The organism is Neptuniibacter sp. 1_MG-2023 (genome assembly GCF_030547185.1).
Lineage (GTDB): Bacteria > Pseudomonadota > Gammaproteobacteria > Pseudomonadales > Balneatricaceae > Neptuniibacter.
The window spans coordinates 72,611-90,754 of record NZ_JAUOQR010000001.1; the positions used below are offsets into that span (position 1 = coordinate 72,611).

Annotated in this window: 20 protein-coding genes and 1 tRNA gene; 2 read left to right on the forward strand and 19 right to left on the reverse strand. The window is 43.7% G+C overall.

The window, feature by feature from the left end; translation table 11 throughout:
* Positions 1 to 3 precede the first annotated feature (3 nt).
* Positions 4 to 879 carry a 4-hydroxy-tetrahydrodipicolinate synthase gene (dapA, locus tag Q4492_RS00325; protein WP_303415173.1) on the reverse strand — a complete coding sequence of 292 codons (876 nt, stop codon included), beginning with the start codon at positions 877 to 879 and terminating at the stop codon, positions 4 to 6.
* 324 nt (positions 880 to 1,203) lie between these two features.
* Here dapA and Q4492_RS00330 point away from each other — a divergent pair, with 324 nt between their 5' ends.
* The gene (locus Q4492_RS00330; RefSeq protein WP_303415175.1) at positions 1,204 to 1,671 is read left to right on the forward strand and encodes a peroxiredoxin; all 468 of its coding nucleotides are present in this window, start codon (positions 1,204 to 1,206) and stop codon (positions 1,669 to 1,671) included.
* A gap of 20 nt (positions 1,672 to 1,691) precedes the next feature.
* Here the strand turns inward: Q4492_RS00330 and Q4492_RS00335 are convergent, their stop codons facing one another.
* Together Q4492_RS00335 and Q4492_RS00340 are read right to left on the reverse strand one after the other, a co-directional pair.
* Positions 1,692 to 2,768 carry an AI-2E family transporter gene (locus Q4492_RS00335; protein WP_303415176.1) on the reverse strand — a complete coding sequence of 359 codons (1,077 nt, stop codon included), beginning with the start codon at positions 2,766 to 2,768 and terminating at the stop codon, positions 1,692 to 1,694.
* Positions 2,769 to 2,780: 12 nt separating this feature from the next.
* The gene (locus Q4492_RS00340) at positions 2,781 to 3,017 is read right to left on the reverse strand and encodes a sulfurtransferase TusA family protein (protein ID WP_067868305.1); all 237 of its coding nucleotides are present in this window, start codon (positions 3,015 to 3,017) and stop codon (positions 2,781 to 2,783) included.
* A gap of 180 nt (positions 3,018 to 3,197) precedes the next feature.
* Between Q4492_RS00340 and Q4492_RS00345 the strand changes: the two genes are divergently transcribed.
* Positions 3,198 to 4,634, forward strand: coding sequence for a M48 family metalloprotease (locus tag Q4492_RS00345; protein ID WP_303415178.1), 1,437 nt, complete (start codon positions 3,198 to 3,200; stop codon positions 4,632 to 4,634).
* A 50-nt stretch (positions 4,635 to 4,684) separates the two neighbouring features.
* Here Q4492_RS00345 and nadA read toward each other — a convergent pair whose 3' ends face one another.
* From nadA to aspS, 16 genes are all read right to left on the reverse strand, one after another.
* Entirely contained in the window at positions 4,685 to 5,740 is a 1,056-nt protein-coding gene (nadA, locus tag Q4492_RS00350; RefSeq protein WP_303415179.1) for a quinolinate synthase NadA, read from the reverse strand.
* A gap of 373 nt (positions 5,741 to 6,113) precedes the next feature.
* A tRNA-Lys gene (locus Q4492_RS00355) sits at positions 6,114 to 6,189 on the reverse strand.
* A gap of 51 nt (positions 6,190 to 6,240) precedes the next feature.
* Positions 6,241 to 6,924 (reverse strand): 7-cyano-7-deazaguanine synthase QueC, encoded by a 684-nt coding sequence (gene queC, locus Q4492_RS00360; RefSeq protein ID WP_303415181.1) that lies wholly within the window; start codon positions 6,922 to 6,924, stop codon positions 6,241 to 6,243.
* 14 nt (positions 6,925 to 6,938) lie between these two features.
* Entirely contained in the window at positions 6,939 to 7,718 is a 780-nt protein-coding gene (gene ybgF / locus Q4492_RS00365; protein ID WP_303415182.1) for a tol-pal system protein YbgF, read from the reverse strand.
* A gap of 3 nt (positions 7,719 to 7,721) precedes the next feature.
* The gene (gene pal, locus Q4492_RS00370) at positions 7,722 to 8,237 is read right to left on the reverse strand and encodes a peptidoglycan-associated lipoprotein Pal (RefSeq protein ID WP_303415184.1); all 516 of its coding nucleotides are present in this window, start codon (positions 8,235 to 8,237) and stop codon (positions 7,722 to 7,724) included.
* 98 nt (positions 8,238 to 8,335) lie between these two features.
* Positions 8,336 to 9,616 carry a Tol-Pal system beta propeller repeat protein TolB gene (gene tolB, locus Q4492_RS00375; protein WP_303415715.1) on the reverse strand — a complete coding sequence of 427 codons (1,281 nt, stop codon included), beginning with the start codon at positions 9,614 to 9,616 and terminating at the stop codon, positions 8,336 to 8,338.
* 47 nt (positions 9,617 to 9,663) lie between these two features.
* Positions 9,664 to 10,560: a cell envelope integrity protein TolA gene (gene tolA / locus Q4492_RS00380; protein WP_303415186.1), complete on the reverse strand. Its 897-nt coding sequence runs from the start codon at positions 10,558 to 10,560 to the stop codon at positions 9,664 to 9,666.
* Positions 10,561 to 10,569: 9 nt separating this feature from the next.
* Positions 10,570 to 10,986 (reverse strand): protein TolR, encoded by a 417-nt coding sequence (tolR, locus tag Q4492_RS00385; protein ID WP_067868274.1) that lies wholly within the window; start codon positions 10,984 to 10,986, stop codon positions 10,570 to 10,572.
* 21 nt (positions 10,987 to 11,007) lie between these two features.
* Positions 11,008 to 11,688 carry a protein TolQ gene (gene tolQ / locus Q4492_RS00390; protein ID WP_303415187.1) on the reverse strand — a complete coding sequence of 227 codons (681 nt, stop codon included), beginning with the start codon at positions 11,686 to 11,688 and terminating at the stop codon, positions 11,008 to 11,010.
* 206 nt (positions 11,689 to 11,894) lie between these two features.
* Complete coding sequence (locus Q4492_RS00395; protein WP_303415188.1) at positions 11,895 to 12,275, reverse strand: TraR/DksA family transcriptional regulator; 381 nt, start codon at positions 12,273 to 12,275, stop codon at positions 11,895 to 11,897.
* Between the two features lie 157 nt (positions 12,276 to 12,432).
* Positions 12,433 to 13,443 carry a Holliday junction branch migration DNA helicase RuvB gene (ruvB, locus tag Q4492_RS00400; protein WP_303415190.1) on the reverse strand — a complete coding sequence of 337 codons (1,011 nt, stop codon included), beginning with the start codon at positions 13,441 to 13,443 and terminating at the stop codon, positions 12,433 to 12,435.
* Between the two features lie 11 nt (positions 13,444 to 13,454).
* Positions 13,455 to 14,087 (reverse strand): Holliday junction branch migration protein RuvA, encoded by a 633-nt coding sequence (gene ruvA, locus Q4492_RS00405; RefSeq protein ID WP_303415192.1) that lies wholly within the window; start codon positions 14,085 to 14,087, stop codon positions 13,455 to 13,457.
* Entirely contained in the window at positions 14,084 to 14,743 is a 660-nt protein-coding gene (locus Q4492_RS00410) for a trimeric intracellular cation channel family protein (protein ID WP_067868260.1), read from the reverse strand. Before Q4492_RS00410 ends, ruvA begins: the two co-directional genes overlap by 4 nt.
* Positions 14,744 to 14,788: 45 nt before the next feature.
* Positions 14,789 to 15,307, reverse strand: coding sequence for a crossover junction endodeoxyribonuclease RuvC (gene ruvC / locus Q4492_RS00415; RefSeq protein ID WP_303415194.1), 519 nt, complete (start codon positions 15,305 to 15,307; stop codon positions 14,789 to 14,791).
* Positions 15,308 to 15,485: 178 nt separating this feature from the next.
* A complete protein-coding gene (locus tag Q4492_RS00420; protein WP_303415196.1) occupies positions 15,486 to 16,226 on the reverse strand; it encodes a YebC/PmpR family DNA-binding transcriptional regulator in 741 nt (246 codons plus the stop codon).
* A 125-nt stretch (positions 16,227 to 16,351) separates the two neighbouring features.
* Positions 16,352 to 18,115: an aspartate--tRNA ligase gene (gene aspS, locus Q4492_RS00425; protein WP_303415198.1), complete on the reverse strand. Its 1,764-nt coding sequence runs from the start codon at positions 18,113 to 18,115 to the stop codon at positions 16,352 to 16,354.
* Positions 18,116 to 18,144: the final 29 nt, after the last annotated feature.

The window sequence follows — 18,144 nt, forward strand, 5'->3', positions numbered from 1 at the left end:
CGCTTAAATAATTTCACTGCTACGTAACGCTTCACGCACAGTTGTATGATATTCATCAGCTAATACGGTTAACGGTAAACGGATACCAAGCCCCATTAACCCCATTTCAGTCATAGCCCACTTTACTGGGATAGGATTCGCTTCAACAAAAAGTTTTTCATGCAAAGGCATTAGTTTTTCTTGTATTGCACGGGCGGCATCTGCATCACCGGTAATAGCACAACGGCAAAGCTGAGACATTTCCGCGGGTGCGACATTAGCAGTAACCGATATATTCCCATCGCCTCCGGCAATCATTAACTCAACCGCGGTAGCATCATCACCAGAATAGATCGCAAAATCGGCGGGAGAATTGTCAATCAAAAAACGTGCACGTTCTAAATCGCCAGTCGCTTCTTTTACACCGACAATATTATCGATTTCCGCAAGACGAAGAACAGTCTCAGGTAACATATCACAAGCAGTACGTCCTGGAACATTGTAAAGAATCTGCGGAATATCCACCGCTTCAGCAACGGCTTTATAGTGCAGAAACAAACCTTCCTGAGTTGGCTTGTTATAGTAAGGCGTGACCAATAGACAGGCATTCGCTCCTACGTTTTTAGCTTCTTGAGTTAACTCAATCGCTTCAGAAGTAGAGTTAGCCCCCGTACCCGCAATAACAGGGATACGTCCGGCGACTCGATCTACCACACGTTTAATAACCTGACAGTGCTCATCGCAGTTTAAAGTAGCAGACTCACCCGTAGTGCCTACAGCGACGATAGAATCAGTGCCCTTATCCAAATGCCAATCAACCAGTTTATCGAGGGAATCCCAATCGATATCACCGTTAGAATGCATAGGGGTAACAAGAGCAACAATGCTGCCAGTAATCATTTTTTTCTCCATGAGATAAATATCAGGTTTAGCAATGCCCAAATTACTCTGAGACACCACTTATTACAACCTTAAAAGCGTTACTAATCTTATTCTAGCTATATGAAAGTAATGATTATTTAGCTAGATAATTAGTCAATTATCCATAACGATAGAAAGACTCTTAACAATATAAGAAGCCACATAAACAACCACTATTATCTATGATAATGTGGACATCAAATAGCCCCTTATAATCTAAAACCTATCTGGTATCGTATAAAGGGTCGTTATTCTATACGATTTTGTACTTTGTTGAGTAGCCATCATCACTAAGGATTTACTATGAACTGCGTTTCAATCGATAAAAAAGTGCCATCTTTTACTTCTCAAGCAACCAGTGAACAAACAATCACCCTATCAGAGCTACAAGGTAAAAACGTAGTTATCTATTTCTACCCAAAAGACAGTACTCCGGGCTGCACCACAGAAGGCCAAAATTTCCGCGATTTAATCGATGAATTTGAAGCAGCTAATACCCTTATATTTGGCGTTTCCCGTGACAGCTTACGTGCACATGAAAACTTCAAAGCTAAACAATCATTCCCCTTTGAATTAATTAGCGATCCCGATGAAACCTTGTGCAAATTATTCGATGTCATCAAACTTAAGAAAAACTACGGTCGTGAATATATGGGGATCGAACGCTCTACTTTTCTCATTGACAGTGAAGGCGTACTTAAACAGGAATGGCGTGGTGTAAAAGTAAAAGGCCACGTAGATGAAGTTTTAGCTGCAGCTCAAGCACTTTAAACAATCAACCTAAGCAGCACTTAGGTGCTGCTTTCATCAGATGTAAGCATCTTTGTTTTAGGCCATGCATTAATAATAGCTTTAAACAACGTCGCTAAAGGTATAGCGAAGAACAACCCCCAAAACCCCCACAGCCCGCCAAAAACAAGTACTGCTACAATAATCGCTACAGGATGAAGGTTGACCGCCTCAGAAAACAGTAGAGGGACTAATACATTACCATCTAAGGCTTGAATAATTCCGTAAGCGATCATTAGATACATAAAATCGCCACTCCACCCCCACTGAAAGAATGCAATCAGAGCTACAGGAATAGTAACTAAAGCAGCGCCTATATAGGGGATCAGAACCGACAACCCTACTAATATACCCAACAACGCAGCGTAATTAATCCCTAGCAAGATAAAGGTCAGATAAGTAACAACCCCTACTACCACAATCTCTATCGCCTTGCCCCGAATATAGTTTGCGATCTGATCATCCATTTCAGTCCAAACCGCTCTCATCATATCCCGTTTTTCTGGCAGAAAAGAAACCCACCACCGCGAAAGCGAAGCGCCATCTTTTAAAAAGAAAAATACAAGAATAGGCACTAAAACCAGATAGATCAAAAGCGCCATAATGGACGTTAGTGAGTTTAACGAGAAGGTCACCACCCACTGCCCCATCTGAGAGAGTTCAGACTTAGCAAGATTGATCAACTCTAACACTCGAGTTTCAGATATATACTCAGGATAACGTTCAGGTAGTAATAGAAGCACCGATTGTATCTGCGTCATAATCCTCGGTAATTCATTAAAAAGGTTGACCGACTGCTGCCACCCCAATGGCATAACAATAAATAGCAAAGCCGCTACACAGCCTATAAACGCCAAAAACACTAAGATAACAGAAGGCAGATGGGGGATTTTAAGTTGTTTAAGTCTATTGACGCCACCCTGCATTAAAAACGCCAAAATGATACCTGAAAAAACAGGAGCCAGCGCCTGTCCTAAAGTTAAAATAACTAGTAACGCAGCAGCCAACAAAATAAAAAGCAGTATAGCTTCTTCATCAGAAAAATAGCGTTCGACCCATTTACTAAATATTTTCCGCATTGACCTTCTTTTTTAACCTCTTCGAATAATATAAACGTACGGTTCCACATCAGTGAACGAATCAACCAAATCATGGTCAGATTGATCTGTAAATGCTTTAAAATCACGGATTGAGCCAGCATCCGTGGCAATTACTTTTAAAATAGTGTCAGGCTGCATTTTATTTAATGCTTGCTTAGCCTTTAATAAAGGTAATGGGCAGTTTAACCCCGATGTATCAAGGGTTAAATATATATCATAATCAGTCATGAACATGTCTTAAGTGTAAAGTTTTAAAAGTCACCAAGATATACGCCCTTTTCGCTAGTAAAACATCATCTTACATAGGTAATAACGCTTCTTTAACGGTTTGCTATTGTCGAAAGGGATTTAGTTCAGCACTATATACCATTATTGTTTGCATTAGCACGGGCTTTTTCGGATAGATATATGCGCAACAGATGTTTAAATTTCCTGCTTCCTCTAATGGCCTTATGCCTGCCCTACTCCATATCGGCAGAGCCTCAACTGCCTGATATAGGAAGCAGCGGTTACAGTATCATTTCACAACAGCAAGAGTACCAATTAGGTCGCGCTTGGGCACGCGTACTACGTGGCAGCACCCGGATTTATGATGACGCTTTAGTTAGCCAATACATTGAAGAACTAACATGGAGTTTAGTGACCCATAGCCAACTGACAGATCGCCGTTTAGAGGTCATTGTTCTAGACAATCCAACTATTAACGCTTTTGCTGTTCCTGGCGGCATCATTGGTGTTCAAACCGGCCTACTATTAACTGCTCAAAATGAAGCACAGCTAGCCTCGGTTCTTGCCCATGAGCTTGCCCATTTAAGCCAGCGCCACTTTGCCTCACAGCTTGAAGAGCAGCGCCGCAACCAACCCTTTTTTATCGCTTCAATTTTAGGCAGTATTCTACTCGCCGCGGCCAACACTGAAGCGGGCGTAGCGGCCATACAAACCTCAATGGCGGCATCTACATCATCTAAACTGTCCTTCAGCCGCCAAAACGAGCGCGAAGCCGATTATATAGGCCTACAAACCTTAATCGCCGCAGGTTATGCGCCATCTCAAATGGCGAATATGTTTACACAGCTACAACAGGCCGCTCGTTTTAGCCGCACAGTACCTGAATTCCTACTCACCCACCCGGTTACTCAGTCAAGGATTGCGGATGCTCAAAATAGAGCAGCCAACTTCAAAGGTAAGGCAACAAAAGAGAACTCAATTTCCTTTGATATTGCCAAAATACGTATTCAAGTGAACTACGCACAAGATATCAAGAAGCTACTGGCTAAATATCAAGATCAGCTCGCCCTGCATGGCAGCGACTCGCTCAGATATGCTGTTGCCTACGCGGCCTTAAAAGATAAAAAATTCGATATTGCTAAACAGCAGATGGCGAAATTTTCACCTACATTTAAATCACAACTAAGCAGCCAACTTCTCGATGCCGAATATTTCATTGCCCAAGAGAATTTCATACAAGCGGATAAGATTCTATCTAAACTGCACAACATTTACCCCGGCAACCACGCTATCAGTTATATCTACGCCGACAACCTTGTCTATTTAAATAAGCCACATAAAGCAACGGAGCTGTATAAAGGCTTGGTAGAAAACAACCCTAACGATAGCCGTGCTTGGTACCTACTAGCGGAATCTTATGGTTTAGAAGGCAATATTCTTGGCGTACATGAGGCACGTATAGAGTACTTTCTACTCACCGCCAATATAGATAGAGCACTAAAACAAGTGGACTATGCGCTTAAAGAGCCTAGCCTAACTCCCAACGAAAAAGCCCGCTTAGAACAACGCAAAGAAGACGCAAAAAAGATCAGAGAGTCACTCGAATTTGATTTCTAACCATAAAAAAATCCCGCTGCTGCGGGATTTTTTTTATGCTCACAATTAAATTAACGATTATTAAGCGCCGCTGAAAAATCCAGCATGCGCTGCAAAGGCTTACGCGCATCCGTAATCAAAGCAGGATCGACATGTATCTCATCCTGCCCAGACTCAAGCGCATGTAACACACTCTCTAAGCCGTTCATCGCCATCCACGGGCAATGTGCACAGCTACGACAGGTCGCCCCTGATCCTCCCGTAGGCGCCTCAATAAACTCCTTGCCCGGCGCAGCCTGCCTCATCTTGTAGAAAATCGCATTATCCGTCGCAACAATAAACTGCTTATTCGGCATATTTTTCGCTGCATTAATTAATTGAGTCGTAGACCCCACCGCATCAGCAATATCGACTACCGAATCCGGTGACTCTGGATGAACTAAGACCGCCGCATCAGGATAGACCTTCTTAATATCAAGAATACCTTTCGCCTTAAACTCATCATGCACAATGCAGGCTCCATCCCACATCAACATCTCGATACCCGTTTGGCGCTGTACATAAGAGCCCAAATGCTTATCAGGGGCCCAAATAATTTTTTTGCCTTGATCAGCCAGATGCTCAACTACATCGAGCGCAATACTTGAAGTTACCACCCAATCAGCACGCGCTTTAACCGCCGCAGAAGTATTCGCATATACAACTACCTCATGGTCAGGATGGGCATCACAGAAAGCGGAAAACTCATCGATTGGACAACCAATATCTAAAGAACAGGTCGCCTCAATCGTTGGCATAATGACACGTTTATTTGGCGTCAATATTTTCGCAGTTTCGCCCATAAACTTAACACCCGCAACCACCAACGTACTAGCTGAGTGCGCATTACCAAAACGTGCCATCTCTAACGAATCAGATACACAACCACCGGTCTCATCCGCTAATTGTTGAAGCACCGCATCCGTATAATAATGAGCAACTAAACACGCATCTTTCTCTTTCAATAACGCTTTAATACGCTGTTTATAATCATCCACCTGCGCCTCACTCATATCTAGAGGCAGATGCTCTTTGGCAAAGTGTTCTTGCACAAGAATGCGGTCTGAAATGTCTTGTTTGCTCAACATGTGATGTTTGTACTCATATATCAAGGGAATAAAACGCTGCCTATCTCACCAATAACCAGCAGCGAAACCACTGAAGACTAGCGCTCAGCAGAAAAAAATAAATTATATCACAGAGATTAAAAGCCTAACGACTATAAAGCAGGGATTTAATAACCGCTAAACGTGAGGTGATCTGCTTATCAGCTGTGCGTTTTAATGTTTTGTCGAGGTTCTTACCTCTAGCCACCTGTAGAGCACAAGGATAACGCTATCGAAACCAGCATCTTTTGACACTAAACCTAAGTCCTTCGCTCACGGGGTGAGCTCCTACAGGAAGGGAAAAATTTAGATATTTTAGGCATAAAAAAACCAGCACAGGGCTGGGTTCTTTAAGTGGTGGGTCGTACAGGATTCGAACCTGTGACCAATTGGTTAAAAGCCAACTGCTCTACCAGCTGAGCTAACGACCCACTTGGAGGAGGCGTATTCTACGCACCAAAAGCGGGAAAGCAAGGCTTTTTTTACTGGTAGCGTGTTGGGTCTTTAATTCCTGCGTCCACAAAACCTTTTGTACGTAACCGACAGCTGTCACAAACACCACAGGCACGACCTTGATCATCCGCTTGATAACAAGAGATCGTCAAACCGTAATCAACATTCAGCGCTGTACCCGCTTGGATAATCTGCTCTTTAGTTAGATCGATCAACGGTGTCTCTATACGAATAGGATCACCGCTTACACCACGTTTAGTGGCAAGGTTCGCCATAGTTTCAAATGCAGCAATATATTCTGGTCGACAATCAGGATAGCCGGAGTAATCCACCGCATTGACGCCGATAAAAATAGCATCCGCTTCTAACACTTCAGCCCAACCTAAAGCCAAAGACATAAATACCGTGTTACGTGCTGGCACGTATGTCACTGGAATCTCATCCGTCTCCTCTTCAGGAACATCAATACTATGATCAGTCAGCGCAGATCCGCCAAAATCTTCAAGGTGAAGGCGAATCACTTGATGCTCAACCGCTTTTAGCTGTTTAGCGATCTCTTTAGCTGCATTAAGTTCTGTCAGCGAACGCTGTCCATAATCAAAGCTCAGTACATAGCAGTCATAACCACGGTCAGAAGCAATGGCTAGCGCTGTTGCTGAGTCCAAGCCGCCAGAAAGCAGTACCACTGCTTTAGGGGAAGCAGGCGTATTCATGTATATTTCCAGATTTATTGAAGACGTTTAAATTCTTCGGCCAAACGGACGGCAGAAGAGTCCGGATACTTAGTAATAACAAGATCTAAGTATTCAGTGGATTTTTTACTATCACCTAGCTGATCGTAGACAATACCAAGTTTATAAGCGGCATCCGGTGCTTTACGGTGATCAGCAAATCGTGTGACAACCTGCATAAAAGATTCGCGCGCCAACTCAGGTTTCTGTTCGGCCAAGTTCACTTCACCAAGCCAATAATAGGCATTAGCTAAGCGTTCGCTTTGCGGGTAATCTTTAATAAAAGCAGTAAATGCTTCAGCCGCTTTAGGAAAGTTGCGCTCTCGCACTAACCCAAAGGCTTCGCGATAGGCTTTAGCATCACTAGGTGCTGCATCAGACTGCACAAGTTCAGGCTGGGATTGAGTAACTGTAGGCGTTGGCTCAGCACTACTCAGATCAGTAGAAACAGGCGTACTGGGAGCTGAGGTTGTAGATATAGATGATATACGTCGATCAAGATCTCGGTAACGATCCAATTGCTGACGTTCCATCTGCTTTAGACGGTAATCCTGCTGCTCTAACTGCCCTCTTAATGATCGCACCTCATCCTGCAACTGCTGGACAATAAGTACAAGCTCACTACCGCTTGACGCTTGAGGAGTATAAGTCGCCGTTTGAGATGAGCTTTGGCCACTATCGACGCCTAACTCAATCACCGGAACCTCTTCAGCAACAGCACTAGCGCTGAGTAACAGCGCCAGTGTTGATGTATATACTGTGTATTTTGAAGTCATAAATTAACGAGATACGTACTTCAATTCCACACGACGGTTCTGGCTCCAGCTAGAATCGCTGTGACCCAAAACGGCTGGTTTCTCTTCACCGAAGCTAATAGATTCAACCTGGGAACCAGATACACCATTAACTTGTAGGAAACGAGAAACAGCTTTAGCACGACGCTCACCTAGAGCCATGTTGTACTCACGAGTACCACGCTCATCAGCATGACCTTCTAGTATAACTTGTGCTGATGGGTTAGCTGCTAAATAGGCCGCATGTTTTTCTAAATCAGCAAAACCATCCGCTTTTACAACAGACTGGTCAAAGTCAAAGTAAAATACAGTTTGAAGGTTTGCGACATCGTCCATAGAGGAACCGCTAACACCAGTATTCTGGCTTACGCCCTGAGTCGAACCTGTGTCAGTTCCTGCTGTAGAACCAGTGCTTTCTGTTGTGCCAGATGTACTACAACCTGCTACCCATGCAACGGATAGGGCTAGTGCAACTGCTTTAGTTACGTTGGAAGCTCGCATTGATCACTCCTGAAAAAATTTACTGGTTTACCCAGCATTTTTAATGTTATTAACGCCGCCATGTCCAAATCAGGACATAAGTTAATGTCTATAAGAAATTATTGCAAGTAGGGACTCCATGCGGGTTCCCTAACATCGCCACTCGTTGCCGGCAATATAAAGCGCACATTACCATCTAAGGTCACGCCACCAAGCACACCTTTCACCCCTTTTTGAGTAGCATAAAGAATAATACTACCGTTTGGAGCTATAGTGGGCGACTCATCAAGATACGTATCAGTTAGCGTATCTAAACGGCCTGTTTTCAAATCTTGAACAGCAATTCGGAACACATTGTCATCGCCTCTGTGTACCATCGCGAGGAAGCGACCATCATGGGTCAAACGTCCACGTGAATTATAATTGCCTTCATAAGTCACTCGTTCCAACTGGCGGGTCGGCAGATAGATCCGATAGATCTGTGGCTGACCACCTCGGTCGGAGGTAAAAATAATAGATTGACCATCAGGAGACCATGAGGGCTCCGTATCAATCCCATAATGATGAGTAATTCTGGCTAAACTACGGGACCTTAGATCCAGTACATAGACCTCTGGGTTACCATCTTTAGATAAGACTATCGCTAATTTATTACCATCTGGTGACCATGCTGGCGCACCATTAAGGCCTCTAAATGATTGAACCTTTTCACGTTTACCTGTTGCCAAGTATTGAATATAGATTGCCGGACGGCCACTTTCAAAAGACACATAAGCGAGTTTCGAGCCATCTCGCGCCCAAGCCGGTGACATTAAAGGTTCACTCTGCTGACGGATCGTAATCGGACGCGCACCATCAGAATCGGCCATTTTAAGGCGGTAGCTCACTTTACCTTCACCATATTGCTGAGCGGTAACATAGACAATTCGTGTGGAAAACGCACCGCGAATGCCCGTCAACTTCTGATAGATCATATCCGATATATAGTGTGCTATATCGCGTAGATTATCTTGTGTACCTGATACTCGCTCAGATAACAAACGCTGCTCTTTAAGGACATCATAAAGCTCAAATTCAACTTTTATTTGATTACCTTCAGCAGGTATTTGACGGCCAATCACTAAAAACTCAGTTTTGCTAATTCGCCAATCTCTATAATAGATCTGAGCTTGCTGAGTTGGAAAACTCAACATATTTTTAGGATCCATCATATTGAACAAGCCAGTACGACCTAAATCAGCTGAAACAATCTTAGCAATATCTTCTTTTAACGCTGACGACCCATCCCAAGCAAAAGGTACAACCGCAACAGGGGTTGGCTCATCAATGCCTTGGGTGATCTCAATCGCTAAATCACTCTCAGCACTAGCAACAGAGGAAAGCAGTAACGCACAACTCATAATTAATAGATGAAACACTTTCTTCACGCTTAACTCCCCTTTAAAACTTAATCCCAATCCCGTAAATCTTCAGGTCTAAACCGAAGAACACGCTTCCTAAAATAACGGTCAAACACGACAGGATCTAACTCCTGTAGCTTTTCAAATACAGTAACACGATCAATCGCTCTCAGTGCATCATTATCAAACCGAGAATCACCACTCGACTTCGTTACATAGCGATCATTAACACGGCCTGAGGGTAATAGATGCACCGTTATCTCAACCACCATACCATTTCTTGCTGTTGGAGAACGTCGCCAATTACGAGTGACCTGATCAACAATATAAGCTTCATAGCCCATCGCAGCAGCACGCTGCTCTTCCGCCGCAATCGCAGCTTCCTCCCTTTCCAGCGCTTGAATCAAGGCTTCATTTCTAGCCTGTTCTTCTGCTGCTTTACGGGCTTTTTCTGCTTTGCGTTCAGCTTCCGCTTTTTTCTTAGCCGCATCAGCTTTAGCTTTTTTTGCAGCCGCTTCTTTAGCTTTTTTCGCTTTTTCTGCGGCCGCTTTCTTTAACTTAGCCTCTTGAACTTTCTTCTGTTCAGCCTGTTTTTTAGCATCGGCTGCTTTTTTCTTAGCTAACTCTTGTTGTCGTTTTTTATCTTCTGCTTTCTTCTTAGCCGCTTTCTCTTTTGCTAACTGTTTTTTCTTCGCATCCGCTTTACGTTTTTTATCCGCTTCAGCTTTACGTTGCAAATCAGCTTTCTGTTTTGCTTTAGCCTCTGCTGCGGCTTTTTTTTGTGCAGTTTGAGTTTTCATATCCACAATCGTTGCTTGAACATGCCGCGGCACTTTACGTGTCGAGTCTTCATGGTCAAACCAACTCTGTGCCAATAAGCCAACAACAACCGCATGCAGTAAAACAGCAAAGAGAGTGGGAAGCAGGTAACTACCTAAACGCAAAATTCTAACCTACTCTGTCACCAAGCCAACGCTTGGAGCGCCAGCTTGTTGTAGTAAAACCATCAGTTGCACAACCGTATTGTAATCAACACTACGATCGCCGCGAACTAATAACATTTTATCTGGATTGGTCGCCAAAATCTTACTGATTCGATCTTGGACCACCTCAGCGGTAACCGCTTCTTCAGGGTCACCACCAATATCGATAAAGTATTCGCCATCGGCATTAACCGTCACTATAACGGGTTCATTGTCTTTATCATCTACAGGTTCTGCTGCGGCTTTAGGTAACTCAACATTAACCCCTTGTGTAAGCATCGGTGCAGTAATCATAAAGATCACTAATAACACCATCATTACATCAATATAGGGCACAACATTGATATCGGCGTTCAACTTGCGCTTTTTCTTATGCCTTCTAATCATCTGATCACACTCCCCATTAAATTAGTGTGATCCATGCATACGGCGATGCAAGATAGATGAGAATTCATCCGCAAAGGTTTCATAATTACCTAATAGATATTCCACTTGTGCAGAATAACGGTTGTAAGCAATGACGGCTGGAATTGCGGCAAAAAGGCCAATAGCTGTAGCAATTAGAGCTTCAGAGATGCCTGGAGCCACTGATGCTAGAGTTGCCTGATGAACATTGGCTAAGCCACGGAAGGAGTTCATAATCCCCCAAACGGTTCCAAAAAGACCGACATAAGGGCTGGTTGAACCGACGGTTGCCAAGAAAGGTAGATGACGTTCTAATTTATCTTCTTCACGCGCTAAGGCAACACGCATGCTTCGCTCAACGCCGTCCATTACAGAATCTGGATCATAACCCTGCTGTTGCGTTAAGCGGGTGTACTCTTTAATCCCTGCACGGAAAATATTTTCAGCACCACAATCGGAATTAGGCTGCTGATTGACTTCACGGAAAAGTTGGCCTAAATCGACACCTGACCAAAATCGTTCTTCAAACTTCCTGAGGCTTCTACGTGCTTTTGAAAGCACCGATTGACGCTGAAAAATCATTATCCAAGAAAGCACTGAGGCTAACAAAAGCATTAGCATAACCAGTTGCACAACTAAACTCGCATTTGCAACCAAACTCCAGATCGACATTTTTTCGACCACAGTACTATCCTTCTTATCTATTTAAGCAGTTAAAGAGACCCCAAACCTGCTTTCTGATTACTCAAAAGCAGATAAGTTCAATCTATTTCCCAGCAGAGAAATTTAGGATCAACAATAACAGTCAGAAGAATTAATACAAGAAAAAAACCAGCCTAGAACGGCTGGTTTAATACAAGAAAAGTGATGAAGGGTTTTGTAATAAAAAATTATGCGCTTTTTTGCAAACCTTGCTCATATAAAGACTGACAACGAATACATCGAGCGGCAGTTGGACAAGCCTTTAAACGACTCAATTCAATCTCTTCACCGCAATCGGTACATAAACCGAACTCCCCTGCATTGATTCGACTTAACGCAGATAAGCATTCTGCTATCTCTTCGTTATGCCTAGACAGGGATTCAACTTTCAACATAAAGTCTGCGGTAGCATCCGCATCTTCCCCAGAATCATGAACCTCTAGCGTTTGCACTCCGGTGCTTATCTGCGGCTCCATTTCCTCTGTCACTTCAGCTTGTAACTGCTCTAATAGATAGAGAAGCTCCTTTTTAAAGGCCGCCACCTCTGATAGCGTAAGATTAACCGTCATAACAATACCTGCACTTACTTTATTATAGTAATCGGTATATTAGACCTAGGACCTATAAAACAGGGTTGACGAAGATCAGTTTTAGCACAAAAGCATACTTAAAGTAGGGTTTATTGATCTAAATCGGATTTGGTTTATTTAATAAAACCAGTAATGATTAACCTTCGTCTGGCCGATCAATCCCAAAATGCTTATAAGCATAATCAGTAACTACACGCCCTCTAGGGGTTCGCATAATAAATCCTTGCTGGATAAGGTAGGGTTCCAACACATCTTCGATAGTATCACGCTCTTCACTGATTGCCGCTGCAAGATTCTCTACACCTACAGGGCCTCCCGCAAACTTGTCGATCATCGTCATTAACATTCGGCGATCCAGATGATCAAAACCATGATGATCAACATTAAGCATATTTAAAGCTCGATCTGCCATATCATTATTGATCTTACCGTCCCCTTTAACCTCAGCGTAATCCCGCGCACGGCGCAACAAACGGTTTGCTATACGTGGCGTTCCTCTAGAGCGCTTTGCTACTTCCGAAGCGCCCTGCTCATCAATATAAGTGCCAGAAAGGTTAGCTGAACGGGAAACGATGCGGGTCAAATCTTCGACATTATAAAACTCTAAGCGCTGCACAATCCCAAAACGGTCACGAAGCGGGGATGTGAGCAACCCCGCTCGCGTGGTTGCCCCCACTAAAGTAAAAGGAGGCAGCTCCAACTTAATAGAACGGGCAGCAGGGCCTTCACCAATCATAATATCAAGTTGATAATCTTCCATTGCAGGATAAAGCACCTCCTCCACATTAGGGCTAAGGCGGTGAATCTCATCAATAAACAGAACATCATTAGGTTCTAAATTAGTTAAGATCGCTGCTAAATCCCCTGCTTTCTCAAGCACTGGGCCAGAGGTGGTTTTAATCTCCGACCCCATCTCATTAGCAATAATATTAGCTAATGTGGTTTTACCTAGGCCCGGAGGCCCAAAAATCAAGGTATGATCTAAAGCTTCATTACGCATTTTCGCAGCCTGAATAAAAATCTCCATCTGCTCGCGTACAACAGGCTGTCCCACATAATCTTCAAGGGTTTTAGGGCGAATAGCGCGATCTGTCGCCTCTTCTACAGGATTACTTAACGGCGAAATAAATCGATCAGCTTCTATCACTTACAGTACTCCTACCCAACCATTGCACGTAGAGCGTAACGAATAAGCGCTTCACTACTACTTGTAGCACCTAAAGCTTTTACCGCTTGCGCTACCGATTTAGTCGCTTGAACAGGCTTATAACCTAAAGCGATCAACGCGCTTTCAGCCTCAGACCGAGAATCGGCAACTGGCTCGAAAGCAGCCATATCAGGTCCATCTGCAGCCGATAACTGAAATTCGCTTGAGCTTTCAAGGCCCAATGCCTGAATTTTATCTTTCATCTCAACAATCAAACGTTCTGCAGTTTTTTTGCCTACACCGGGCAATTTTACTAACGACGCGGTATCACCATCATTTACACAACGTACAAATTCGGCAGTAGAAATGCCCGATAAGATTGTGATCGCCAGTTTGGGCCCGACACCATTAGCTTTAATTAAAGTGCGAAAAAGCGTGCGTTCTTCCCGTTCATAAAAACCATAGAGCAACTGCGCATCTTCACGGGTCACAAAGTGAGTAAACAAAATTAGCTGCGAACCACATTCAGGTAAACGATAAAAAGTATTCATTGAGGCTTCAACCTCGTAACCCACTCCATTCACATCAATAACGAGTTGTGGAGGGCGTTTCTCTATTAACTCACCTTTTAATCGACCTATCACTGATCCTGCCCCTTTTTCATATCTTCCAACTTATGTCCTGCGACAATAAATTCTGGCAATTTCAAGTTCGCAAAAATGGTAGCCATGCGAACAACAAATACTATCGACATGGCTATAAGTACCAATAACTGCTCTTCTACCACCTCATAAAACGCAATATAGAATATCGCACCGACAATAGAGCAGGTCGCATAAAGCTCGCCGTCACGCTGAAGTATTAACGGAATTTGACCTGTGAGAATGTCACGAATCATACCTCCGGCACAACCCGTTATTACCCCCATCATAACAGCGATAATCGGTGAAAATTCTAATGCTAAGGCTTTTTCAGCACCAAGAACTGTAAAGAGCGCTAACCCCATCGCATCAAGTATTAACAATAATCTTCTTGGATATTGCATATAACGACACACGACAAAAGCAACAACCGCAGAAATAATCGCTACCCAAAGATAAGTCGTATCAGCAATCCAAACAACCGGGTGAATATCCAATGTGATATCACGAATAGTTCCGCCACCAATTGAGGTCACAATAGCTAACACTACCACCCCTAAAATATCTAAACGCTTCCCTTGGGCTGCTAAAGCTCCCGCAGTGGCGAAAACCGCAACACCCAGAAGGTCGGCAATATAGATAAAATATTCGTAACTCATGATTAAACTCTTATAAGTAACAATGCTGCCTAAGCAACTAGAAAATTAACGGCGCCAACTCGCATTTCGCGACGACATACTACCTGCAGTTTTAATCAAACTACTACGTGTATGAGCATGACAAAGAGCAATAGCTAACGCATCAGCGGCATCCGCTTGAGGCGCGCCTGGCAACTTCAGAATTTGAGTCACCATATGCTGGATCTGTGCCTTATCAGCCGAACCTTTGCCCACAACAGATTGCTTAACTTTACGCGCTGCGTATTCATAAACAGGCAGATCTGCATTAGTGCCTGCCACAATAGCCACACCACGCGCCTGACCTAGCTTTAAAGCTGAGTCAGCATTACGTGCCATAAACACCTGCTCAATGGCCATCTCTTGAGGACAATAACGCTCTATGACCTCAGCAACGCCTGTAAAAACCTGCTGTAAGCGTTCTGGTAGCTCATCACCTTTGATGCGTATACAGCCGCTAGCAACATATTCATTTTTATTGCCAACACTATTAATCACACCGTAACCTGTGATGCGCGACCCTGGATCTATTCCTAATATAAGCATCTGTTTAATACATTCTGATTCAAATTGCGGTTCAAAATCACCAACCCAAAAAAATACTGTTTATTTATACAGCAAAGAATACAGGAGCTAGCCCATTTTAAAAACCCTGAACCCACTAATATTGAGGAATAAAAAAAGCCGAGAGTATAATCCCGGCCATTAGAAAGAGGAAAGCAAATTATTCGTCCATCGATTCTTCAGGGATAATGGCATTGTGATAAACGTTCTGAGAATCATCAAAATCCTCTAGCGCATCGATCAGCTTCAGGACTTTTCGGCCCGCATCTACATCCAACTCAACAGTTGTTGATGGAATCATCGCAATTTCCGCATGAACCGGCTGCAAGCCTGCATCTTCCAAACCTTGCTTTACATCCATGAACTCATGCCAATCGGTGAACACATCTATAGAGTTATCATCATTAGTAACCACATCTTCAGCACCAGCCTCAAGTGCGGCCTCCATTACAACCTCTTCATCCAGATCGTCCCCAAAGGTGATCTGGCCTTTCTTCTCGAATAGGTAAGCAACCGAACCACTTGTACCTAAGTTTCCACCAAACTTATTAAAAGCAGCACGCACCCCAGCAACCGTACGGTTAACGTTATCTGTCATACACTCAACAAGAATGGCCACACCATTTGCGCCGTAACCTTCATAGGTGAGCTCATCGTAATTATCACCTTCTGCGCCCCCTGCTCCACGTAGAATCGCTTTATCGATAGTATCGCGCTTCATATTTGCGCCTAGGCCTTTATCAACCGCCGCACGCAAACGAGGATTATCATCAGGATTACCGCCACCCTCTTTCGCAGCAACCACAAGTTCACGAATCAGCTTAGTAAAAACCTTACCGCGTTTAGCATCTTGTGCCGCCTTACGGTGTTTAATATTTGCAAATTTAGAATGACCAGCCATCACCCTCTCCCTATCTACCGTATGTTTTAAAATAATGATCTATAGATACAAATAAACTGCCCGAAGGCAGTTTATTTTTAATACTAAAAGGCCCTTTTAAGCGCCCTATTACAGCAAAACGAAAACTAAGGCGTTTTACGTAATTTAATGTTTAATTCACGAAGCTGAACAGCGCTAACCTCACCTGGCGCATTGGTCATCGGACAAGATGCACTCTGCGTTTTAGGGAAAGCGATGACTTCACGGATAGAATCCGAACCGGTCATCAACATAATCAAACGGTCTAAACCAAACGCTAAACCACCATGCGGAGGCGCACCAAATTTTAGGGCTGTTAGTAAGAAGCCAAATTTATCTTCAGCTTCTTCGTCAGAAATACCTAGAATTTCAAGTACTTTAGCTTGCATCTCTTGATCATGGATACGGATAGAACCCCCACCCAGCTCACAACCATTAAGCACCATGTCATACGCACGGGATAGTGCCGCTAGCGGATCAGCTTTAAGCTCTTCTGGTGAGCAGCTTGGTGCCGTAAATGGGTGGTGCAGCGCAGTTAAACCGCCATCACTTGTCTCTTCAAACATTGGGAAATCAACAACCCAAAGTGGCGCCCACTCGCGCTGAGACATTTCAAGATCTTCACCTACTTTAATACGTAAAGCGCCTAGTGCCTCAGAAACCACTTTCTCTTGATCAGCACCGAAGAAAACAATATCGCCATTTTCTGCGCCTAAGCGCTCCATAATCGCCATTGTTACATCATCACCTAAGAACTTGATGATAGGTGACTGAAGGCCATTCGCGCCGTTTTCAATTTCATTCACTTTGATCCACGCCAAGCCCTTAGCACCGTAAATGCTAACAAACTTAGTGTAATCATCGATATTTTTACGTGTCAGCTTAGCGCCGCCCGGTACTTTAAGCGCAGCAACACGGCCTTTAGGATCTTTTGCTGGCCCAGCAAAGACTTTGAACTCAATCTCGGCCATTAAGTCAGCAACATCAACCAATTCCATTGGGAAACGGAGATCTGGCTTATCAGAACCAAAACGCTGCATCGCTTCAGAGTATGGCATGCGTGGGAAATCACCCAGATCAACACCCTTAAGCTCAAGGAACAGTTTACGGATCATTTTCTCAGTTAGGCCCATGATTGATTCTTCATCCATAAAGGATGTTTCAATATCAATCTGGGTAAATTCAGGCTGACGATCCGCGCGTAAATCTTCATCACGGAAACATTTAGCGATCTGATAATAACGATCAAAACCCGACACCATTAATAACTGTTTAAACAGTTGTGGTGACTGCGGCAATGCAAAGAAAGCCCCTTCATGGATACGGCTTGGCACCAAGAAGTCTCGCGCACCTTCAGGCGTTGCACGGTTCAAAATTGGCGTTTCAATATCAAGGAAGCCGTTATCATCTAAAAAGTTACGGATCGAATTAGATACTTTAGAGCGGAAACGTAGTTTTTCCTGCATTTCAGGACGACGTAGATCGATGTAACGATGACGCAAGCGAACATCTTCACCCACCTGTTGATGTTCATCCAACTGGAAGGGAGGTGTTTCAGACTTGTTCAATAGAACCAGCTCTTTACCTAATACTTCGATCTCACCTGTCGGCATATCAGCATTAGTTGTACCTTCAGGACGCGCACGCACAGTCCCTTTAATTTCGATAACAAACTCATTACGACAGCTATCAGCAAGAGTAAAACTCTCTTCACGATCGGGGTCGAATACAACCTGCGTAATACCTTCACGGTCACGCACGTCTAGGAAGATAACGCCACCATGGTCACGGCGACGGTGCACCCAACCTGCCAGTGTAATGTCTTCACCGATATGCTCTTTTCTAAGATCGCCGCAATAATGACTGCGCATAATTTACTGTTCCTGTTAACTTAAATAGA

Coding starts and splice junctions, on each gene's coding strand:
- ybgF (WP_303415182.1), bottom strand. CDS start 7,718: ATGACTTCAAAATACACAGTATATACATCAACACTGGCGCTGTTACTC.
- Q4492_RS00345 (WP_303415178.1), top strand. CDS start 3,198: ATGCGCAACAGATGTTTAAATTTCCTGCTTCCTCTAATGGCCTTATGC.
- Q4492_RS00410 (WP_067868260.1), bottom strand. CDS start 14,743: ATGAGTTACGAATATTTTATCTATATTGCCGACCTTCTGGGTGTTGCG.
- ruvC (WP_303415194.1), bottom strand. CDS start 15,307: ATGCTTATATTAGGAATAGATCCAGGGTCGCGCATCACAGGTTACGGT.
- Q4492_RS00335 (WP_303415176.1), bottom strand. CDS start 2,768: ATGCGGAAAATATTTAGTAAATGGGTCGAACGCTATTTTTCTGATGAA.
- nadA (WP_303415179.1), bottom strand. CDS start 5,740: ATGTTGAGCAAACAAGACATTTCAGACCGCATTCTTGTGCAAGAACAC.
- aspS (WP_303415198.1), bottom strand. CDS start 18,115: ATGCGCAGTCATTATTGCGGCGATCTTAGAAAAGAGCATATCGGTGAA.
- dapA (WP_303415173.1), bottom strand. CDS start 879: ATGATTACTGGCAGCATTGTTGCTCTTGTTACCCCTATGCATTCTAAC.
- Q4492_RS00395 (WP_303415188.1), bottom strand. CDS start 12,275: ATGACGGTTAATCTTACGCTATCAGAGGTGGCGGCCTTTAAAAAGGAG.
- Q4492_RS00420 (WP_303415196.1), bottom strand. CDS start 16,226: ATGGCTGGTCATTCTAAATTTGCAAATATTAAACACCGTAAGGCGGCA.
- Q4492_RS00340 (WP_067868305.1), bottom strand. CDS start 3,017: ATGACTGATTATGATATATATTTAACCCTTGATACATCGGGGTTAAAC.
- pal (WP_303415184.1), bottom strand. CDS start 8,237: ATGCGAGCTTCCAACGTAACTAAAGCAGTTGCACTAGCCCTATCCGTT.
- tolB (WP_303415715.1), bottom strand. CDS start 9,616: ATGAGTTGTGCGTTACTGCTTTCCTCTGTTGCTAGTGCTGAGAGTGAT.
- tolR (WP_067868274.1), bottom strand. CDS start 10,986: ATGATTAGAAGGCATAAGAAAAAGCGCAAGTTGAACGCCGATATCAAT.
- Q4492_RS00330 (WP_303415175.1), top strand. CDS start 1,204: ATGAACTGCGTTTCAATCGATAAAAAAGTGCCATCTTTTACTTCTCAA.
- queC (WP_303415181.1), bottom strand. CDS start 6,924: ATGAATACGCCTGCTTCCCCTAAAGCAGTGGTACTGCTTTCTGGCGGC.